At 36.8% G+C, this 21,538-nt stretch carries 17 protein-coding genes and 4 pseudogenes; 7 read left to right on the top strand and 14 right to left on the bottom strand.

The window, feature by feature from the left end:
- Positions 1-131: 131 nt before the first annotated feature.
- Positions 132-818: a ribulose-phosphate 3-epimerase gene (gene rpe, locus ACZ8ZH_RS03145; RefSeq protein ID WP_119064953.1), complete on the bottom strand. Its 687-nt coding sequence runs from the start codon at positions 816-818 to the stop codon at positions 132-134.
- A 179-nt stretch (positions 819-997) separates the two neighbouring features.
- On the opposite strand from rpe, the gene ACZ8ZH_RS03140 reads away from it, so the two are divergent.
- Positions 998-1,273 carry a DUF2218 domain-containing protein gene (locus ACZ8ZH_RS03140; protein WP_086210769.1) on the top strand — a complete coding sequence of 92 codons (276 nt, stop codon included), beginning with the start codon at positions 998-1,000 and terminating at the stop codon, positions 1,271-1,273.
- A gap of 27 nt (positions 1,274-1,300) precedes the next feature.
- Here ACZ8ZH_RS03140 and ACZ8ZH_RS03135 read toward each other — a convergent pair whose 3' ends face one another.
- The 3 genes and pseudogenes from ACZ8ZH_RS03135 to ACZ8ZH_RS03125 all read right to left on the bottom strand — a co-directional run.
- On the bottom strand, positions 1,301-1,912 hold the full coding sequence (locus ACZ8ZH_RS03135; protein WP_470247843.1) for a M48 family metallopeptidase: 612 nt from the start codon (positions 1,910-1,912) through the stop codon (positions 1,301-1,303).
- Positions 1,913-2,357: 445 nt separating this feature from the next.
- Entirely contained in the window at positions 2,358-3,467 is a 1,110-nt protein-coding gene (locus tag ACZ8ZH_RS03130) for a YjgN family protein (protein WP_119064955.1), read from the bottom strand.
- 125 nt (positions 3,468-3,592) lie between these two features.
- A pseudogene (locus ACZ8ZH_RS03125) lies at positions 3,593-3,991 on the bottom strand (alpha/beta hydrolase-fold protein); the annotation flags it as partial.
- Between the two features lie 98 nt (positions 3,992-4,089).
- Here ACZ8ZH_RS03125 and ACZ8ZH_RS03120 point away from each other — a divergent pair.
- From ACZ8ZH_RS03120 to ACZ8ZH_RS03100, 5 genes are read left to right on the top strand one after another with little or no spacing between them, the layout of a single operon-like run.
- Positions 4,090-5,472 (top strand): tyrosine-type recombinase/integrase, encoded by a 1,383-nt coding sequence (locus ACZ8ZH_RS03120; protein WP_119064956.1) that lies wholly within the window; start codon positions 4,090-4,092, stop codon positions 5,470-5,472.
- A gap of 5 nt (positions 5,473-5,477) precedes the next feature.
- The gene (locus ACZ8ZH_RS03115; RefSeq protein WP_470247842.1) at positions 5,478-7,274 is read left to right on the top strand and encodes a hypothetical protein; all 1,797 of its coding nucleotides are present in this window, start codon (positions 5,478-5,480) and stop codon (positions 7,272-7,274) included.
- On the top strand, positions 7,267-9,267 hold the full coding sequence (locus ACZ8ZH_RS03110) for a site-specific integrase (RefSeq protein ID WP_119064958.1): 2,001 nt from the start codon (positions 7,267-7,269) through the stop codon (positions 9,265-9,267). The genes ACZ8ZH_RS03115 and ACZ8ZH_RS03110 overlap by 8 nt, the downstream gene beginning before the upstream one ends.
- Positions 9,260-9,676, top strand: coding sequence for a hypothetical protein (locus ACZ8ZH_RS03105; protein WP_119064959.1), 417 nt, complete (start codon positions 9,260-9,262; stop codon positions 9,674-9,676). The genes ACZ8ZH_RS03110 and ACZ8ZH_RS03105 overlap by 8 nt, the downstream gene beginning before the upstream one ends.
- A gap of 11 nt (positions 9,677-9,687) precedes the next feature.
- On the top strand, positions 9,688-9,984 hold the full coding sequence (locus ACZ8ZH_RS03100; RefSeq protein WP_119064960.1) for a hypothetical protein: 297 nt from the start codon (positions 9,688-9,690) through the stop codon (positions 9,982-9,984).
- A 30-nt stretch (positions 9,985-10,014) separates the two neighbouring features.
- Here ACZ8ZH_RS03100 and ACZ8ZH_RS03095 read toward each other — a convergent pair.
- A pseudogene (locus ACZ8ZH_RS03095) lies at positions 10,015-10,224 on the bottom strand (helix-turn-helix domain-containing protein).
- A gap of 75 nt (positions 10,225-10,299) precedes the next feature.
- On the opposite strand from ACZ8ZH_RS03095, the gene ACZ8ZH_RS03090 reads away from it, so the two are divergent.
- Entirely contained in the window at positions 10,300-10,833 is a 534-nt protein-coding gene (locus ACZ8ZH_RS03090) for a hypothetical protein (protein ID WP_119064961.1), read from the top strand.
- Here the strand turns inward: ACZ8ZH_RS03090 and ACZ8ZH_RS03085 are convergent.
- The 9 genes and pseudogenes from ACZ8ZH_RS03085 to ACZ8ZH_RS03045 form a co-directional block, all read right to left on the bottom strand.
- Complete coding sequence (locus ACZ8ZH_RS03085) at positions 10,802-13,639, bottom strand: DEAD/DEAH box helicase family protein (RefSeq protein ID WP_119064962.1); 2,838 nt, start codon at positions 13,637-13,639, stop codon at positions 10,802-10,804. The two genes, ACZ8ZH_RS03090 and ACZ8ZH_RS03085, sit on opposite strands and share 32 nt — an antisense overlap.
- Complete coding sequence (locus tag ACZ8ZH_RS03080; RefSeq protein ID WP_119064963.1) at positions 13,632-15,398, bottom strand: site-specific DNA-methyltransferase; 1,767 nt, start codon at positions 15,396-15,398, stop codon at positions 13,632-13,634. Before ACZ8ZH_RS03080 ends, ACZ8ZH_RS03085 begins: the two co-directional genes overlap by 8 nt.
- A gap of 159 nt (positions 15,399-15,557) precedes the next feature.
- A complete protein-coding gene (fghA, locus tag ACZ8ZH_RS03075; protein ID WP_119064964.1) occupies positions 15,558-16,385 on the bottom strand; it encodes an S-formylglutathione hydrolase in 828 nt (275 codons plus the stop codon).
- 193 nt (positions 16,386-16,578) lie between these two features.
- Positions 16,579-17,019, bottom strand: a pseudogene (locus ACZ8ZH_RS03070) (alpha/beta hydrolase-fold protein); the annotation flags it as partial.
- Positions 17,020-17,042: 23 nt separating this feature from the next.
- On the bottom strand, positions 17,043-18,419 hold the full coding sequence (locus ACZ8ZH_RS03065) for a C13 family peptidase (RefSeq protein ID WP_078426258.1): 1,377 nt from the start codon (positions 18,417-18,419) through the stop codon (positions 17,043-17,045).
- A 123-nt stretch (positions 18,420-18,542) separates the two neighbouring features.
- Positions 18,543-19,361 carry a class I SAM-dependent methyltransferase gene (locus ACZ8ZH_RS03060; RefSeq protein ID WP_119064965.1) on the bottom strand — a complete coding sequence of 273 codons (819 nt, stop codon included), beginning with the start codon at positions 19,359-19,361 and terminating at the stop codon, positions 18,543-18,545.
- On the bottom strand, positions 19,355-20,179 hold the full coding sequence (locus ACZ8ZH_RS03055; protein ID WP_086210774.1) for an undecaprenyl-diphosphate phosphatase: 825 nt from the start codon (positions 20,177-20,179) through the stop codon (positions 19,355-19,357). The genes ACZ8ZH_RS03060 and ACZ8ZH_RS03055 overlap by 7 nt, the downstream gene beginning before the upstream one ends.
- A 12-nt stretch (positions 20,180-20,191) precedes the next feature.
- Positions 20,192-20,856, bottom strand: a pseudogene (gene tsaB / locus ACZ8ZH_RS03050) (tRNA (adenosine(37)-N6)-threonylcarbamoyltransferase complex dimerization subunit type 1 TsaB).
- Between the two features lie 129 nt (positions 20,857-20,985).
- On the bottom strand, positions 20,986-21,516 hold the full coding sequence (locus tag ACZ8ZH_RS03045; RefSeq protein WP_119064967.1) for a gamma carbonic anhydrase family protein: 531 nt from the start codon (positions 21,514-21,516) through the stop codon (positions 20,986-20,988).
- Between the last annotated feature and the right edge of the window lie 22 nt (positions 21,517-21,538).

Below are 21,538 nucleotides of genomic sequence, written 5' to 3'. Positions count from 1 at the left end.
TCTAAATACTAAACCATTGCTGTGTAAACGTTTGAATATTAATCAAGTTATCCACGTGGTTATCAACACAGATATCCACCAGCTTACCCACAAAGTTATCCACAACCCATTATGTATTTATACCTGTGAGCTTAAACCTTTACCGCACCGACTTTTGCAAGCTCTGAGCGCATATCATCAATCACAGCTTTATAATCTGGTTTTCCAAAAATAGCCGAACCTGCAACAAACATATCTGCACCTGATTCTGCAATCTCACGAATATTTGCAGGCGACACACCACCATCGACTTCTAAGCGAATATCACGACCTGAAGCATCAATAATTTTACGTGCTTCACGGAGTTTGTCTAAAGTCATCGGAATAAATTTTTGACCGCCGAAACCTGGGTTCACACTCATCAGCAAAATTTGATCGACTTTATCCAGTACATAATCTAAATAATGGAGCGGTGTTGCTGGGTTAAAGACCAAACCTGCTTTTGCGCCACCAGATTTAATCAACTGTAAAGAACGGTCGATATGATCAGTAGCTTCTGGGTGAAAAGTAATAATGTCCGCGCCAGCTTCCAAGAAGTCACCAATCATACGATCGACAGGTTTGACCATCAAATGCACATCAATCGGAGCTTTGATGCCGTAATTCTTGAGGGCCTTACAGATACCCGCACCAAAAGTCAGGTTTGGCACATAGTGGTTATCCATCACATCGAAGTGAACCACATCTGCACCTGCTGCAAGTACATGTTCAACATCTTCACCTAAACGAGCAAAGTCAGCAGATAGAATAGATGGTGCGATTAAATAAGGCTTGGACATGCGTGTACCTGGCTTATACAAAAGGGAATAGAGGTATTATAGCAAATTCAGCTTTTGAACTGCAGACTTGTCAAAAAAGAAAGCCCCAAGCTTTCTAAATTTGCAACATAGCGTTGCAACATTCAACTTTCCATTTGCGATGAAACTGCTATGTTGATAGATCAATCAACGAGGTAAATATGAAAAGTACAGCAGATATTGTCACGACAGATGCAGCTCGAATTGCAAAACGACTGGTGAATCACTGGAAACACAAATTTGATATTGAACAAGAAACAACGACATTTGGTATTATCATGCCTGAAGCACGCGTGTTATTAAGCCCTCAAGCCGAGCATTTACATGTCAGCATTGAGGCAAGTGAAGATAAACTGAGTCACTTAGAACACGTCGTCTTAGATCATCTGATTCGTATGGGGCAACAACCACTTACAGCCACGTGGACACAAGTTTAAGTAAGTGGCTAAATTGAATCTGTTTAATCAACGTTGTTGCTGTTGATTAAACTGACGAATAGCTGCGATACGCTCTTGAGTCGCTGGATGACTTTGGAAAAATGAACCAATGCCACCGTCCTCCTCTTCCTTAGACTTCTCTTGTGGCTGTTTTTCTTCTTCGCCACGTGCTTCGGCTTCCATACGCGCTAAAAAGTTTGCCAAATGTAAGCTGGAAATATGATTTTTATCCAGCACTTGCATGGCATACAAGTCAGCATCACTTTCAAAATTACGTGAATAACTGGCACCCACCAAAGCCACAGGCAAAGTTGTAAATAAGGCCGAACTGTCTCCCGTCACCGCAATCAACAGCACACTAAAACCTAAACTGGATAAGGCTTGCTGTAGACTATGTCGCTCAACCAAATGCCCTTGTTCATGCGCTAACACCCCAATAATTTCATGATCATCTTTGGCTAAATTAACCAGTTCATCGGTCAAAATAATCGTATTGTTTGGAATAGCTAAAGCATTGGCTCCAATTTTTCCACCTGAACGAAATAAGACTTTGGCAGGCCGACCATTGGCAACAAGATCCTGATAGCTTTTTATGATTTGTTTTTGACGTAATACGGGTACAGTCGAAGGCGCCGTCATATTGAACACTTGTTCTTGTGCTTCATCTCCCAGTTGATAAATAGTGTCCTCAGGCAGTTTCATCGCGACATAATGCGCCGCACTGGGAATGCCCCACCTTAAAATGGCGAAGATGAAAGCGGCAACAAACATCACACTAAATAAAATGAGACTTGGGGAGCGTTCTAATTTCCAAATCGAATGTTGCACATGCTTTTTGTTCAACTCAAACCACTCTGGCAGTGCCTGCGGAAATTCAATCCGTGCATCATCTTTCAACTCAATCACAGGTTGTATCTGCCCCAATGCCCCAATCAACTGCATATCGGCATAATAATAACGGCGCTGCTGCTGATTATAGCAAATCAACACCGTTTCACGGTCAATTGGAGAAATCGTCGCGGGATACGGTTTTGAGATTTGTCCATCGTAAAAGGTGATATCTTGTTCCTGCATTTAAGCCTCGTTACAACGAAATGTCGATGTCAAAAATATCACTCAGTTCTTCAGCAATGGCATTCGGGTCATCTTGAGCCAAATTGTACATACGGTCTGGATCATTTTTTAGGGTTAAAGTTAATGACTCAATTTGATACTGATATAAACGTACCGCAGCCCATGCAGATAACAAACCAAGCGAGAGAATTTTTAAAATCCAGTTGGTCATCACGATCCATGCATAATGCATCTGACCACAGTCCGTTTGGAAAGGACTACGCCCCAAAGTGGCTTTATTCCATGTGGTAATAAAAATTCGCGCCATCATCAGCGGCCAAATCATAAAAGCAGCAATCATATAAATCGCTGCCACGATGATCCCAAACTGGGTTGGAGAACTACTCCCCACTTGAAGGGTGAAGGCAACGAATAATCCTAAAACAAAGACGATTCCAATAAACAAAAACACCGGGACATACATGGCACGCATATAGTCAGGCCAATCGGCATGTAGCTCAAAACGTAACTGCCCCAGTTGTAAATTATCCATCGTGTATTTTTTAAAATACCAAAACAGCACTGGGAAAAAGATCCCGAGGGTAAAGATGTAAATCAAAATGCCTTTCAGCGCCAAGATATAGGCTTCTTTGGTTGTGCCTGTAAAATAAAAGCGGCTATTGCCAAATTTACTGTTTCTGGCACGAAAGCGAATAGTGGAACGTAGCAACCATGGCACCAATAAAAAAATCAGAACAAAACCAATCAGCGCTGCAGTCAGTGAAACCTTAGCCAAAGCTGAAGCACCAAAGTACACGCCCAATGCAATAATTCGACCAATTAAAATCCGTGTCGGTACTCCAGTAAAATCAAACTTACGCGCATAAAATACAGTGTTGCCATAAAAATAGCGTAAGCGTCTAACCTTTGCCCAAGGTGCATATAAACTGAAGGTCACAATCGTGAGTAGAATATTCACAATCCAAATGCCAAAGTACTCTCTAGCATTACCTTTGAACTGGAAACGAAAGGTCTGACCTAAGTATGTATTAGGTTCATCCGCTGGGACGACTGGCGGAGGTGGCCAACTTGCTTCAAAAGAAGCCTCTACAGGTGGCAATGATGCCTCAGAGTTTTGCATGTATACCCTATCTATTATTTTACTGTTTTATTTTTTAAGCACATCAATGAATCACCCAACCATGTTAATGCCAGTACTGGATGATTTCTAGTCAAAAATTAAGAATAAATATTACAAATCAATATTTAAGATTCAAGCTGTACCGCGTGAAACTGCAAATGGTCATCAATAAAACTTTGAATAAAGTAATAACCATGGTCATAGCCTGCATGTTCACGAAGGGTTAGTGGTTGACCCACAGCCTGACAGGCTTGCTGAAATAATGCAGGATTAAGCTGACTGTAAAATTGATCACTCAAACCCTGATCAATTAGAATATCGGCAAATTGGGAAACTTTTGTTTGTACTAAAGCAGTTGCATCATGGTTTAGCCATTCAGCTTGATCTGAACCTAAATAGTTTGAAAATGCTTTCTCGCCCCAAGGACATTGGCTAGGTGCACAAATCGGGGCAAAAGCAGACACAGACTTAAATTTCTCAGGATATTTCAACGCCAAGGTTAAAGCACCATGCCCGCCCATGCTCAATGTACTTTGTGTAGTATGCTTCTTCAACGTGCTGTAAAAACTATATGGAATTTATAGCTTGTTGTAAATAGATACTATTTAATGAGTGGGTAAACATGAGCAAAAAATTAGAGCCGTATTTTTCTAAATCTAAAGCCCATATAAATTTTATAAAAGAATATCGTCCAACCTATTTTGACTCCATAACAAATAGCTTTGACCAAATGGAAAATATCTATTGCCCAAGATTTCCGTCATTGATCAAAAGTGACAATACTGTATGGCATCTATCTTCAAATTATTTCAATCACTTACTCATTGATGAGAAAAAAAGCACCGCTCTATTAGAATCGGTTGCATCAGACTTAATAGATTTTTTAAGATTCTTAGAGGAAAATGAATTAGATATCTTGCACCTTCCTCCTAAGCCTGAAAAAAGAGTTACTTATCAATTTCATACATCGCTTTTGCAAAGAATAAGACTTGGTTTAATTTCACCAAGCACTGCTCGTCAACGGATGAACAGAATTTTACGTTTTTATGATTTCTTAATTGCAGAAAATGTATTTACTCCTGATGAATTAAAGAATCGGCCCTATGAAAAAATTAAAACCTATGTGTCATGTGTTACTTCTTCTGGTGATATTTATAAAAAACAGGTGAATAGTTCAAATCTGAAAATTCGGTATAGCCCTAATCCTCGATATGGAAATGAAATTATCGATGGTGGAAGACTTCACCCACTTTCTACAATCGAACAGCAAATTTTTCTTCAATATTTAGAACAATATAGTTCTAGAGATTTTCAACTTATTTGCTATATAGCTCTATACACTGGGGCAAGATTACAAACTATCTGTACGTTAAGAGCATTTCATATAAAAGAGTTACTTGCTAAACAAATGCCGAATAGTGTTGATGATACCTACAGCATTCGAATAGGCGGAAAATCAATTATTGATACTAAGGGGGGCTATGAACACAATTTGAAAGTACCAGCATGGTTAATCAAAGATATAGATCAATATTTATGCTCTGAATCTTGGAAGAAAAGAGCATCACAGAGCCTATATAAAGTTCAAGATGAAAATTATGTCTTTCTTACTCAACATGGAAACCCATACTACACATCCATCAAAGAAATTGAGGATCGTAATCTTCAATTATTTTCAAAAGAAATAAAGTCTTCAATACATAGAGGTAATGCAGCCAGACAAGCACTGACCAAATTGATTGATCTGATGCACAAGAATAAAGAAGACATAAAGACATTCACTCTACATGATTTACGTGCAACTTTTGGAGTCAATCTACTTCTATCTGCCTCGAAGCATGTCAATGATATTGATAAAATTTTACCGTATATACAAAGCCGAATGGGTCATCGAAATATCATGAGTACAATTCACTATGTTAGGTACATTGCTTATTCAAAATTTAATACTGAGGTGGATAAAAAGTTTGAAGAAATACTATTTAACTATCAAGGAATGAATTAAAAATCATGTTCGAAGAAAGAGACATTAAATATCTGTTCCCAGAAGATTATGACGCCCTATCTACTTCTTTTTTACCTAATGTCGTTTTAAAATTAAAAGTTGTTGGAAAAATTTCATACTTAGATTTTGGTACAATTTTTTTTCAAAATCATACAGCAATGAATAGACAAACACATTACGCGTTAGTCGATAAAAAATCATTGTTTATAGAGTTAATCTCGCCTTTACATGAGTATATTTTAGATATGACTCAGAGGTATTCTCATGCCTCAATTAAACATTATTTTAAAGTGATTAGAAATGTAATTAAGGAGCTATATTCTCGTTATGGTGTATTTGAATTACAGGAAAGGTCTCAAGCATTAAATATATATAGAGACTATACACAATATTTAATTATGGATCGAGCAACCAAACTTAAAAATTCGATTACAGATCTTGGCCAATACAATAGAAAACAACATGTTTTTGCAGAAATCCTATCAAGATCACTAGAAATTGATATTAAAGAAGTGAAAAACTCTTATATAGAAATTGCATCCAAGCATAAAAAACATAATATTCCTGTTGATGATTATAAATTTCAAAATTTCTTCGAAATCAATAAAACAATTTTTTTAACTTTTTCAGACTTTTTAATTAACAAAAAGAGTCTACCAATTCATTTAAGAAATAAAAAAAACAATGTTGATATTTCATTTTATGAAGAATTTAACAACAAGAAAATAGAGAAAAATAATATAGATAAGATTAATCAAAATAATGCAAAAATTTCCAATTTAGCAATCACGGCATTTATAAAATGTTTTGTATCAGCATCAGCACTAAACACATCACAAATATACAATTTGCAAGTCTCTGACGTAAAAGACTTACACTCTTCAACAAAAGGAATGAGAGTTATTACTACAAAGCCGAGAGCTGGCTATAAAAATATTGAATTAACTTTACCTTTAAAATTTAAAAAATTACTCTTGGAGTATTTAAACCTTAGAGAGTGGATAATAAAAAATCATAAGTTTAATGATGATATAGATAAAAGTGGAAATTTACTTTTCATAGGTTTAAATAACACTAAAGCTATTTATAAAGACAACTTTATTATATCTTATTCCGAAAACCAACATAATATATTTAGGACTTGGTTTGTAAAACATTTTTATGAAATAGAGTGGATTCCATTATCAAAATTAAGATCCACTATTGCAAATATTTATCATAATGAAAGTAAAAACTTAAATATAGTCGCTAAAAAATTAGGAAATACGCCTCAAATCGTTGCTAGCTCATACACAGAAGCTACTGAATCTCAAGTCTTAACTGAAATGACTAATACCTTTCAAAGTATCTCTACTTCAGCACCGATCATATCGAATACTGCTTCAACGATAAGGCTAAATTTGGCTAACACGTTAATTACTGACATGGGTCACTGTTTCACTAAAGCACCTAAACTTCAAAGTATTTACCAAGATATTGATCTAGATACACCAAATTGTTCCAACCCAATTTCATGTTTATTTTGCGAAAACTATGTCATCCATACAGACAAAGAGGATATTCATAAGCTTTTATCAGCTAAAAAAGTTTTTGAAATGGCACACTCTAGCCAGAACTCAGAAAATCTTTTGCTTGTTATTCAAAAAATAAATGATGTGCTGGATTCTATTCTTAATAATGATCCAAAGAATGAAAAAACTATTATGTTTAGTTCAAAATTAATAAGCACTGGAAAACTAAGTCCCTTTTTTGAAATTATGCTAAATACACTTACAGATTTAGGAGTAAGTTTTTATGAATAATATCCCTGCTATTGCAAATACATTCGGAACATCAGAACAAGAATTTAATCACCACCCTAAAAATAATACTGTCATTAGTTTAGATGAATTAGGAAACCCATTAAGCTACTTTGAAAGTATGATTTGGGAGTTAGGTTGTTACGCTCATAATTATACGAACCAATCTGAAATTGACTTTACTTTAAATCACCCATCAAACAATACAGACATTCTGTCACACCAAATAAAAATCACTTTGTTTTACATTTTATTTTCAAGAAAAAGAAGAGATAACAACATTACATTGGCCACTATTTACAATAATTTTGCCATGATTCGAAAAATTGCTTTTTTTTGCTTAGATTATAATTGTGACTTCACAAAAATGAGGGGAAATGGGTTACTTCTCAAAGCATTAAAAAACCATTTAACTGAACTTAGTTGGGAGAGTAAAAAGAAGTATCTCAGTGTATTAAACTCCATCAATAAAGCAGGTATGCTTTATCAAATTGATGAATTTGGGTTCGATGAAAAGTTTATACAAGAAATAAAAAATACTCAGCTCCCTGAAATGAAACAGCACAAGCAAACTCTCCTAATTCCGTCTAGAATTTACGCACTATTTATTGATAGTGGATTAAATTTCTTTCATGAAATACAGCAATTTATAAATGGAATTCATAATTTGATTCGTGAAAATGACTTTCACACATATAAAGAAGGTAATAATTTTCATGAGAAACCGCAAATATTTAAAGCAATGCTAGAAAAACATGGACTTACAGTATTAAGTGAAAAATACGACTTAAGGTTTAGTCAACGTGTCTTATTCTTCATTCAGTCTATTCAAAATTTAGGTGCCTTTCTACTACTATGCTTTAGCGGAATGCGTCGATCAGAAGCATTAAATCTGAATTATGTATCATATCAAGAAATAAAAAGAAGAAATTTACCATCGGCATGGGTACTGAAGGGAACTACTAGTAAGTTTACCCAAGTTGGAGCCGTTTCGACATATTGGGTGTCATCTAGTGTAATACATCATGTTATTGGTACATTACAAAAACTGGCAAAAATACATAAATCATGGAGTGCTAAACGAGGTGTCTTTTCACATTTAGACCTTGAATCGTATCCTCTATTTCCATCATTTGCCATTAAGCATGAAAAATCATTCCATCCCATTTTTGAGATGCCTTTAGGCGGATTTATGGAAGATCATTATTCAATTTATAGAGCGATAGATCCCATCATTTTCACAGAAGATGATTTACATGAGTTAAATATCTTTAATCCATTAATTAATTGGTTAGAAGACTATAAACTTGAAATTGGAAAACCATGGAAGTTTACTAGCCACCAGTTTCGCAGATCTTTGACTGTATACTGTGCTCGAAGTGGTTTAGTGAATATTCCAACACTAAAACGTCAATTGAAACATATCACTTATGATATGACGCTGTACTACGGCAAAAACTATATGAATGCTCAAAATATCATACAAGATCAAAATCTTTCAGATAGAGAGTATGAATCTAGTTTAATTAAAGAATATAGAAATCAAACCTTATATGAACAATTATCTGATTTCACAAAGGAGGTAGTACAAAAAGATACACCTTTATTTGGAGGTGAAGGTACTAGACTACAAGTACTTAAAGATCAAAATAAAGCTCCTGTATTTTTAACTGATAAAAAACAGACCGAAAAGTATATTTTTGAAGGAAAAATTGCTTATCGAAAAACAGTTCTGGGTGGATGCTCTCGTACCTCAGGTTGTAATAAGTTAGGATTTTCTTATATTACCGCATGTATCCCTTGCTCTTATTCAATTTTCAACGAAGACTCCATTGATGCTCTGGAATTAGCAAAAAACGCATACGCTAAAATTGCTGATGAAAAATTAAATACAAACGAGTCTTTGTTATATGAGCAGTACATGCAAGAAGTCAAAGCAGTCGAACAACTTCTAGAAAAACTTCGTAAGAAATACATTGAGGTAAAAAATGTCTAAAGCTTTGGTGAATCTTAATGAGGCGCTGAATCGTCTAATTGTAAATACGCCTATTAGAGTACCTAAAGGCTCAAAAATCAATAATGATACGGTAGCACTAGAAGCTGGTCTGAAAAGAGGTGCTGTAAAGCGCTCTCGTCCTGAACTTGCAGAGTTATTAGATAATATTAGGGAAGCTGAAGCAAAAAGACTTGGCAATGAATATAGTAAGAAGAACTCAAAAATTGTAATGCAAAATGAAGCTTTAAAGCTCAAGCAACAATTAAAAGAACTTCAGGAAAAATATGATGTTCAACTTAGCCAAATCAACTCTTTAATTTTCGAAAATCATAGGTTAAAGCGAGAAAACCAGTTCCTCAATGAGGAAAACGATAATAAAATCATAGGCTTTAAGATCAACAAAAATTAGAGGAATTCTTCATGAAAGACTGGTTGATTAATGAGTTTTATACATTTTTAGAAATTCTGCATAGACGGAAGGCAATATTATTTTTGCCTTGTTTTGGTATGATTTTATTTATTTTACTAGATGTATGGATGCAACATTTACTTCTAGAAGCTGCCAATAAAACATCAAAGTCTATTATTGATTTCACCCCTATTTTCGTAAAACACTACGAAAAAATGCGTCGTATCGCTTTTTTCGAAATAGTTCTTATAGGTAGCTTCTTATGGGCAATTAAAGAATATTTAAAAATGAGAAAAAGACATTATTAGAACAGAGCAGATGTTCAATTGAAGCATATGCTAAGGTATTAAACTTTTAATATCTACGTTTAATATCACGGCAATCTGAGCCAATTTTTCAACTGTCACACTCACCTCCCCTCGTTCTATTCTACCTAAGTAGCTCCGATCTATGCCTGTCAAAAGCGCCAATTGCTCTTAACTAATGTTCTCTTGCTTACGTACATTTCTGATTTGAGAACCTATGGATTGTGCAAGCTCTTGATTCATGGCTAATGCCCAAATACAAGAACTATCAGGAATTGAAGGTTTTTAATCCACGGCTTATAATCCTCATTTTTAATTATGAAACTACTACCATATCCTCAACTTCCATTTTTTAATGAAATAATGACAGTCCTTAGGAAAAATCACATTACCTCTTGGCAAGCTAATGATTTTTGGAAAAAAATTAGACAAGACTTTGATGTTGAAAAAACAAATATCAATTACCAGAATGTTTACAGGTTTGTACTTAGATTGGAACGAGGAAAATTTTTAATTATCGATGCTGATAAAAATGAAATGGGTTGTACCACCTACTCAGAGACATCAAAAATGGAAGAATTTCGTGAACTCTTTTGCTCAAAAGAGGATCGAAAGATTTCCACACTTGATGATCATTGCCAAAAGCTAAAAATCCGAATAGAAATTCTGACCAATCAAATTGAAGCTATTGAGGAATTGAAAAAGGAAATCCCTCTTTTTGTTTATGAACTAGATAACTTTTCTGTATACAAAACTAAAGAGTTGAATAAAGTTAAAACTAAATTAGATATATTAGAGGATTTAGTTAAAAAAGCCGAGATTAACTCGGCATTCTTGTTTGAAAATCAATAGCGAAATCAGATTCACTTCGTGGTTCGGTATTGTAGAATTTGAACCCTAAGCATTTGATTTCTTTGTAGCCATGTTGTTTAACTTCATTTAAGAAATCAACATGATTTTGATCATCATCGTAATCTGCATCAAAAGTAATTTCACATTCATCAGCTAAACTAATCAAGACATCTTCTTTCCAAGCATCCTTTTCAAGTAAATGACCGCCTTTTGGCTCAATTAAGCATTGATAATACATTTCGCCATTTTCAGCATCATTAATAATGAGCATATAATCTGGACTGAATCTACGACCATCTTTGGGACTAAACAACCAATAATCGAGTTCATTACGAATCAGGTAAATTTCTGCGCCTTTGTAGCGTGATTTAAGTTCGCCAATTTGAGTTGCAACAAACTTAACAAAGCGTTTTTCTTCACTTGTACCATAGTTTTCACTGTAGGCATACCAACCGGCATTTTCAACATCAAACTGTAGATCTGGATTATCATGATTTGACTGTGATTTTGCACGTTCATCAGGTGCGTGTTCACTTGTTTCACCATTTAAATCTTGGATAGGGAATGAAACTAAGTATATGTTTTTTTCTTGCTGAAAGATTGATGAGAGTGATTTAGGTTTAAAAATATGACTTCCTGTAATTTGTGGCATGTGCTTATCTATTGCCTTACGCACTTCCGGTAAAATCACACCGACTAATAATTGCAGTTTTTCATGTGCTTCAAGTTGATGAATGTCCTTACCTTCTGAATACGAGTATTTGATTTCATATAAAGGGAGATAGTTTTCGATCAATTCATCAATGCTCTTTATTCCAACAATATGATTTTTCAGGTTATTAAAGCGGAAAAAGTTATTTTCTGCCGACATTAACGCTTTGCGAATGATCAATGATGAAAAATACTTTTCAGTAAGATGAATCGTTTTATATCGAATACCCGCCTGGATATTGTTTTGTTCAGCATCCGTTAAACTTCTTGTATGAAGCCTGTACGTACTCGCTTTAATTTCACGTTTAAATGTGGCATCAATTTCCGTATCCGTTGTTTTGGTGCGGTACAACTGCTGATTAACCAAGACAAAACCTTTTTTATAGGTTTCGCTTTGGAGAAATTCAGACTTGAGCTTAATTGTCCGTTTCTCCATGCTCTGATTGACAATGCCTTCATCAAGTAGAGCATGTTGCAGATTTTCTAGGAACGTACCTGTTTTTACAAAGTGATAGAAGAAAGTTTCTAAAATGCGTCCATGCTCATGCGGGGCATTGTCAAATTTGCGCTTGAAGGGGTCAAACTCATAGCCGTGTTCTTCATCAAACAATCCACCACTTTGAGAAATCTTATAGGCTTTTGGTAGTTTATATGGGCACAATCTTGCGCCACGACCTATAAGTTGAATGTCCTGTAAAGATACTTTCTTGGTTTCAGAAATATCAAAATGAATGATGTCATACAGGCTGAGGACATCCCATCCCTCATTGAGCGCATTGACAGAAAAAATTGCTCGAATAACATTTCTAGGGCTATCCAATAGCGGAAGTAAGTCAGCTTTTTCTTTTTTCTGACTGTTATACGTCATACTGTTATCTTCACGGAAATGCATTTTGATTTCTGCAATGAACGCATTTAAACCGTCAGGGTCTTGAGCTGATACCAAACCGGATTTAAGCGAACCAATCCAACTAAACATCTGCGAGATAAAGCGGTTTCGATCTTCCTCTATTAAAGATTGTTGAGTACCTACACCTAGATTCTTTAAATGGTCTAAATCTTTTACTTTTAAGGAGCTAACGACTTTATGGAAAAACTCCCGATCTTCCTCACTTTTAGCAATCTTTGTTGATTTAACTAAGATAATCGGACTGATGTGAACATTCATTTCTCGTTCAGCAAGCAATCTGCGGTATTCGCTCAAAACCACCGCATTAATAACCAATAGCCGCTTTTGATCTTCAAGCTGTGTTTCTTCGTTATAAAGGAAACTAACTGCCTTGCTGTATCCATCCTTATTGAACTGTAGAAAATCATAACGATGAATCAGCTTGTCACGGTATTTTTTATGGATAAGGGGGTTTTCTAAATCTACGGTAGCAGTAAATTCCAATAACAAGTTATTAGGTCGAGCATAGATTGCAGATTGAACGGCAGTTTCCCAATTTCGTATATCCTCTTCATCCGTTTTCTTGAGTTTTTTACGAGTATCTACATTGAGACGATGAGCTTCATCAGCAATGACAACTACTGCATTATCCGCAAAATCCTGAGAAGTTAGGCTATTTTCCTTATCTTCTGTCAGACGGTTGTATAAAAGCGAAGTGCTGAAAAACATAAAGTTAATTGCATCTTTTTGAGCATCTTGAAAACGATCAATTGCACGAATACTGATTGTCTTACCATTCAATTTAACTCCTTTAGGGTTAAATAGGTACTTGGCGAACTTATAATCAGTAAAGTTTTTTATTGCCTGATCTTTAATCTGTAATTGATGCACCAAAAACACAAAATTACGGTAGCCTTTTTGGTATAGGTACAAGATTGCAGCAGCCATTGTTAGCGTTTTGCCTGTACCAGTTGCCATATTAAACAGCAGGTGTTTGGCTTTGCTTGGGTCTTGCTCAAACAGCCAAATAAAGTGCTTTATGGCAACTTCCTGATAGCCCCGCAACGTCTTTGAAAGATTGTCGGTAATATAAGATGGCAATTGATAATCTCTGACCCATTCTTGATATTCAGGATTCGATTCAATTTGATTGAATAAGAATTGTTCCAACGTATCTTTAACTTTAGTTTTTATACTCTTAGCCATTATTCGCTCCATAGAATAGGTCGGTTAATGCCATCTCTTGTTCTGTAACTTGGTAACGACTATCACGCATATCAGCGTAGTTAAGATAAAGTTGGTTTTCGTCCAAAATGCCAATCAGTAATTCCTTACGTTGATCTAAATCAAGTACACGGAAATTTTCATCTTTTTCAAATTCGTCTTTATCAAACCAAAACTTCAAGAAGGCATTTTTAGCCATGTCTTTATAGACTTCATCAAGTTCGCCCTTGGTTGTAGCAGCCATGATTTTGTCTAAGAAGTATTGGTTGTATTTTTTTAGCTCAAAATAGACAAATGAACCGCCACCTTGCCAATTCACTACTTTTGAAATACCACTTCGTTCGCCTTCAATAACACTTTTTAAGCGTTTTTTTGTGATGTCTTCGATATAGTCCATTTGTTCAATACCAATCCATCTACGCCCCATCTTATGAGCTACAGCACAGGTTGTTCCTGAGCCTAAACAAAAATCAAGCACAATGTCATTTTCAATCGTAGATAAGGCTATAATTCTTTGAATTAAAGCTTCTGGTTTTTTCCCTTTTTTTAATTTAACACCACCTTCTTTTGCAATTCCTTCCCAAGCTATATCAGTCCAAACATTTGTTAATAACTTTGTAGCTGTTAATTCACCATTGATAACGGATACATTTTTTTTATAGAAGATAAGTTGTTGTCCATTTATTACATAAACATCATCTAAGCCATTATCACGCTTTAAATAAAAAAATGTGTTCGGCTGTTGCAATGATTTTTCTTTTAATTCTAATATGGCTTGCCCTGCTCCTGAGTCGCTAATACTCGCTAAACGACAAACTCTATCAGCATTATTAAGGATAAATTTATTAAAACGCTTTAATTCAGTTAGTGGATTTCTATTTTGTTGGTTAGCATCTTTATTATATGCATCAACTACAGAAATAAATTTCCACTCATTTATATCATCTTCTGGATTTTCTAACCATTTATCATAAGCATAGTCAGGATTCCGTGCTACACGACAACTGTTTTCTGTAAAATTTGTACGATTTTTAGCATACCAAAGCATATATTCTGATGCTTTAAATACTCCTAAATTAACCGTACTAAATGCCGATGGGGAACGTGCATCAATATTAATTTGACTAATAAAATTGCTCCTACCGAACACCTCATCCATTAAAACTCGAAGATAAGCTAACTCATTATCATCACAATGAACAAAAATAGACCCATCATCACTTAAAAGTTCTCTAGAAACTTCGAGTCGATTCTTCATGAATGTCAGCCATGCTGAATGGGTAAAACTATCATTATATTGAAAACTGTCATTCTCTGTATTAAATGGGGGATCAATATAGATGAGCTTAATCTTGTTTACTAAATGATCACTTAATGAGTGTAACGCAAGTAAATTATTTCCTTTGATTAATAAGTTTTGCTGTAAATCACCATTTTCATCAAAGAAAGTAATGTCTTGTATATTTTTATCGCTACCAATTAGCTCAAAGTTAGTAAGTGTTTTAGCTTCAAATAAAGTATCAATATCTGCACCATCAATTACTTCGTGCAAGAAGCGTTCTTCACGCCCTTTATCTTCCTTACTCATTCCTGCTTCAAGCACAGTATCTTTAAATGGGAAACTTAGAACCACATCATTGTTATTGTTTAAAAAACCGATTCGATCTTGACTGGTTGAATAAAGACCAATCTTATTACTAAGACGAGTGTATCTGCCTTTTTTGAGTGAATTATCAGACATGAATAAATCCTAATCTTACAAATTGTGTGAGTATTTAATGCGTATTTCTAAACAATTAACGGCTGTTTATATTTGAAAACATTTAAGAAATGCCCCATTTTTATTTAACAGTAATCAACGTTAAATTATTAAGAAAAAACCTCGTTAGAGATTAATAAATTATTTAATCTTTGATGAGTGAAATTTAATATGATTTTCAATAAAACTAGCTATAAAGTAATAACTATGATCATATCCATCTCTCATGTTTAGAGTTATCGGATATTCTTTATCCCTACATGCTTTCTCGAATAGTTCAGGTTTCAATTGTTCTTGCAGAAAAGAGTCTTCCACACCTTGATCAACTAAAATAGGTATCTGCACAGAACTGGATTTAATTAGTTCAACACCATCATATTGAGACCATGAAGCTTGATCTTTGCCAAGATAAGCGGTAAATGCCTTTTGCCCCCAAGAAACTTGAGAAGGTGCAACAATTGGTGAAAAAGCAGAAATACTCTTATAAATCTCAGGGTTTCTTAATCCAATAACTAATGCCCCATGTCCACCAGCACTATGCCCCATAATGCTTTGAACTTTATTTGTAGGGAAATTTTGATCGATTAAAGCTCTTAATTCATCAACAATGTAATCATACATTCTATAATTTATTGACCAAGGTTCTTGAGTTGCATTCAAATAAAAGCCTGCGCCTTGCCCTAAATCATAAGCTTCATCATCTGGGATGCTCTCACCTCGTGGGCTAGTGTCTGGAGCAACAATAATTACCTTATGTTCAGCAGCATATTTTTGTGCGCCAGCTTTAGTTATAAAATTTTGTTCGTTACATGTAAGACCTGAAAGCCAATAAATTACAGGGAGTTTTTCATTTTCATCATGTGGTGGAAGATATATCGAGAAATTCATTGAACACTTCAATACTTCCGACTCGTGCTTATATACTTCCTGCGAACCACCAAATGAAGCATGTCTTTCTAATCTTTCCACGGATGACTACTCCTACAATTATGAATAATGGATATAGTAGCGTGGATATGAAAAAGTATGGAATTTTTGATAAGAAAATTTGATGTATTCTGCTGAAATATAGATTTTTTTATGGAATTTTTAACTTAGGTATTAAAACTTATAAAAATCAACAAACTAAAATATTTTCCATATTTTCAAAAAAACATTGTTTTGAGTGCCCCAAAATACCGATACGCTCAGCTTGTACGGCAAACTGCTGAATCACGAGATCATACAGTTCTTCAGCGACATAGCTTTCCATCTGGAAATGCTCAGCCCACGGCGCTTGGGTTGCATTGATATAAAAACCTGCCCCTTGCCCAATATCCCAATGATCACCTTGTGCAACCTGTTCACCACGGGGTGAAGTATCAGGCGTTACCAAAATCAGACCTAGCTGTGCTGCTAAACGCTGTGCATGCGCTTTAATGGCAAAAGTTTCTTCGGTACAGGTTAATCCCGCTAAGTAAAATAAGGCTGGACACGCTTGCCCTGCTAACGCTTGGGCAGGTAAATAAATACCAAACTTGCTCTCACCTTGGAGGCTGATGGAATTAAATCGGTAAATACGCTGTTCACCATCAAAACTACGGTTAGATTGTACTAATTCCATCAAGGTTCCTTTTTAGATCCAAATTAAGGGGTTGCAACAGCTTTAGGTGGGAACAAGCGCTGTTCAAGTTGAGGAAGCATCAGCTCCATATTTTTACCCATCGACCATTGTGGTTCTGACGGTTCAAAACCTTGTGCTGTTTCCCATTGGCTCACGGTTTTTTGTGCTTGGCTAAACGCCGTTTCTATGCTGTTTTGCTCACGCATCGCCTGATCAAAGAACGCCCGACCAAAATAAGTATAATCGGCTTCATTGGTACATCCAAAAGACTGACGATCGGCCGCCGATGCGGTAATGATCAAAGTATTGTCATTTTGCAATGCAGGCACAAAACTACCTGAAAAACACGAGGAAATCACAATCACACGCCAGCGAATACCCGATGCATCTAAAGTTTCACGTAACCATTTCGGGTCGACCTGTGTTAAGTCTAAAGGTGCATTTTCCATTTCGAACTGGTTCGGTAAACCATGCGAGGTCATGTATAAAAATAACACATCACTTTCGCGGTTCATCTGCTGTCCCATACGGCGCAGCGCCATTTCAATACTGTGTTTAGAGGCTATCGGAATTTCTGTCCGTGTTGCAGGGTTATTCACCAGCATCATCGAACGACCCAACGTACCAAAACGGGTATCGAATTGTTCTTTAATTCGCTCGACTTCCGAACGAAATACATCTTGATAACTCGCTCCTGCCACCCCAAGGAAGTACCAATGTGACTGCGCAAATTCGCCATATTGCACAGACTCAAGTGCTTTATTTAATAAACGACTTTGTGCATAGAAAGCATCTTCTGCAAAGGTTGGTGGCGTTTCTTCTACCTTCCAAATCGGCTGACTGGTCACTGACATTTGCCAAACCACAAGAGTAAACAGCGTGGCCAAGACAATCAAGGCACGCTCCCACCATGGCCATTTCAGCTCACGGGAAAACACCCACACCACAGCCAAACTCTGCCAGACAAACAACACCATGAACACATTCGGCAAGTAGTCATAGAAGAAATAAGGCAAGACATCAATCATGCCCAAATATTGGATAAAACTTTGCAATAACGCGATATGCGTATCCAGCACCAACCAAAGGAGTGCTGGTACCAACATCAAACGTGGATTATTCACCCGTTGAGACAGAAAAATCCCAACAATCAGGGCAATAAAGGGCCAAAGCGCATAACTGACCAAACCTTGCGGGTTAAAGTCACCAATCTCTCCTGCACTCAACCAGCTAAATAAAGTATTGGCTGAGCCACCTAAAATCCCCCAGAAAATGAGCTGCATAATCGAAGGATGGACAATTTGCAAAGAGCGTCGTGAACCTAGAAACAACCACATCCCCGCAGTTTGGTTGCTTTTAAAATCATGCCAAAAGTTGATGGAAGGTTTGAAGTCGATCATAAGATTCTAATTAAATTGTGACTTGCGTAGGGACACACTAAGTTTATGCTTGATCAGCATTTTATCAATGATGTTTTTAACTATATAACAAATCTTTGCATACTTTTGAAGCAATCTTCCACTTCAGTCTAAGCGTTCATGCTGAAAATAGGCATCAAAACGGCATGCATCCCCCAGCCACTGATGAGTGGTTTCTTGATTTGCCAAAAATACGGCCAAGCGCGGACGTTTGACCACCACCCGTTTTGCCACTTTTTGTGCCAAGCCAAGCAGATGATCACCCAAATCCATTTCGCCATCTTCAGGCAATAACATATGTAAAAGCTGCATTTGCTTTTTCACTTGCGCCTGTTTTTTCACGGCTTGCTGATTTTGATCCCGTTGCGGAAACATCGGGTCCAGATAAACCACTTCGACCGTATTGCCCTGTTCTGCTTGTTGCTGCAAATACTGCGCTGAATCTGAAAAAACCAAGTCAATTCGACTCACCACAGAGTTTAAAAATGCATCCTGCAAAGCCTGTTCCTTACTTGACTCTAGCAAGGTGAATAAAATGGGATGGCGTTCTACTAAAGTGACATTGGCCCCCAAATATGCCATGAGCAATGAATCATGCCCAAGCCCTGCCGTTGCATCAATCAATTTCGGTTTTTCAGTCAAGTGGCAAGCACGCGCAATCATTTCAGACTTCAACGATGCACGTTTTAAGCGTGGAACTTCTGCTTTCCAATCTGGCTGCATTTTCATGCCATTGGCACAAAGCCAAAGCCCATCGGCATCGGCACACAACCCCAGTTCAGGGTGAAAACGGAAAAAACGTGCATTTAGCTTCTCGGCGACTTCGATGCTGACATCTACACCACGAGAAAAAAGCACAGCAACATAGTGCTGTGCTTTTTCTAAATGCTCTTGTTCCACATATAAGCGCATTGGGCTTACCATAACTTCCAACCTGTAAAGGCAAACAATAGAATCACTAAGCCTGAAGCGATGCGATACCATGCAAAAATCATGAAATCACGCTTCGCCACATAAGCAACTAAAGCACGAATCAGCAGTAAAGCTGAGACAAAAGAAACAATAATGCCTGTTGCCAATACGATCCAATCTTGTTGTCCGTCAAACACATGCGCACTTTGGTACAAATCTAAAAGACCCGCACCAATAATTACTGGAATACCCAAGAAGAATGAAAACTCAGTCGCCGCTTTACGCGATACACCTAAGAACATCGCGCCAATAATAGTTGCCCCCGAACGTGATGTACCTGGGATTAAAGACAGCACTTGAATCAGACCAATCCACATCGCATCTTTCACACTTAGGTCTTCAACTTCATGTACGCGCTCTTGTGGTGGATGCTTTTCAATCCAAATAATAATCAAACCACCCACAATCAAACCGATGGCAATGGCAATATCATTAAATAAAAGCTCTTTCACCGTCTGACCTAAGGTCAAACCAATCAGTACAATAGGAATCGACGCTAAAATGAGTCCAACTCCGAGACGACGACCTTGGGGTTCACCACTAAAAATGCCCGTTGCCGCCCCCCACAAACGTGCCCAATATTCATAAATAACGGCTGCAATTGCCCCCATTTGAATGGCAATCACGAAGACATCACTTTTTTCTTTGGTCCAGAAATTCATGAGTTCAGAAGCTAAAATTAAATGTCCTGTACTTGAAATGGGCAAAAACTCGGTAATACCTTCAACAATACCCATAATTGCTGCTTTGAGCAGCAGTAAAAGATCCATAAAAAACCCTAATTATGCTTTACCCTGTTCTGGGATTTTTTTCCAAGCGTTATCACGCAAATAGACTGGAAGTGCCAATTCAGCACTGACCCATTGTTGTTGCTGTGCAAACTTGCGTGCAATTGTGGCAATATCTTGCGCACTTGCGCTGATATCTTTGTATTGTATTTGTGATGGGTCAATTAAGGTTGCGCCTGAACCGACTAAAGTAAAGCGAGCATAGGCCGTCGCATCAGCATAGTTTAAAAGTTGCTCTTCATTGGTCGCTTGCATGATGCCGTCTACATCTAATTGAAAACTTGCAATATAGACCTCACTCATTCGCGCATCTAAAACTGCTGTTACTTCCATTAACCCATGTACACGATGAGCAGCTTGAGCCAGAGCCTGTAAAGTTGAGACAGGAACCACAGGTAAATCATTTGACCATGCCAAAGCTTGAGTCACTGCAGCATTAATACGAACGCCACTAAAAGAACCAGGACCACGGCTAAAAGCGATACAAGATAAATCTTCTGTCTTTAAACCCAACTGTTGAAAACCTAGCTCAATCATTGGAAGAATCGTTTGCGTTTGTGCTTTTGCGCGCGTATCCAATTGGAAAAAAGTTCTTGATTTTCATCTACAATAGAGACGGAACACTGCTCATTTGCAGATTCCAATGCCAGCACTTTCATGCACAACCTTAATGATTTAATCTATAAAAACGTGGCTATGATACTCCACTCAAAAGCACTAGGCGAGTTGTTCTCAAAGTAGATATAAAAAAGCCTAGACAAATCTAGGCTATATTTTAAAAAGCAGATTTATAAATGTGCAGGCTCTAAGTCCATAAACTGTTTAAAGTGTTCAGCATAGTGCAAGGCACTCATTTTTAATCTGGCTGCCGTTGCTTCATCCAAAGTTTTGACGACTTTACCGGGTGAACCCATGACTAGGGAATTATCTGGAATGACTTTACCCTCAGGAATCAGTGCATTGGCGCCAATAATACAATTTTTTCCAATCACGGCATTGTTTAAAACCACCGCATTAATCCCAATCAGACTGTTATCCCCCACGGTGCAACCATGCAACATGGCTTGATGCCCAATGGTGACATAATAACCAATATTCATTTCAATTCCAGCATCGGTATGTAAAACTGCATTTTCCTGAACATTCGTAAAGTCACCCAAACGAATACTACAATTGTCTGCACGTACGACTGCTCCAAACCAAATACTGACCTGCCGTCCCAATTGAACTTGGCCAATCACTGTGGCATTTTCAGCAACCCAACCATCCCAAGGTTGATACGTGGCTTGCGGTGCATGATCTTTAAATTTGTACAGCATATCTCTTCCTTAAAATATTAAA

This window comes from Acinetobacter sp. SW-226 (genome assembly GCF_055632855.1).
This window is presented reverse-complemented; position numbering and strand designations above follow the sequence as displayed.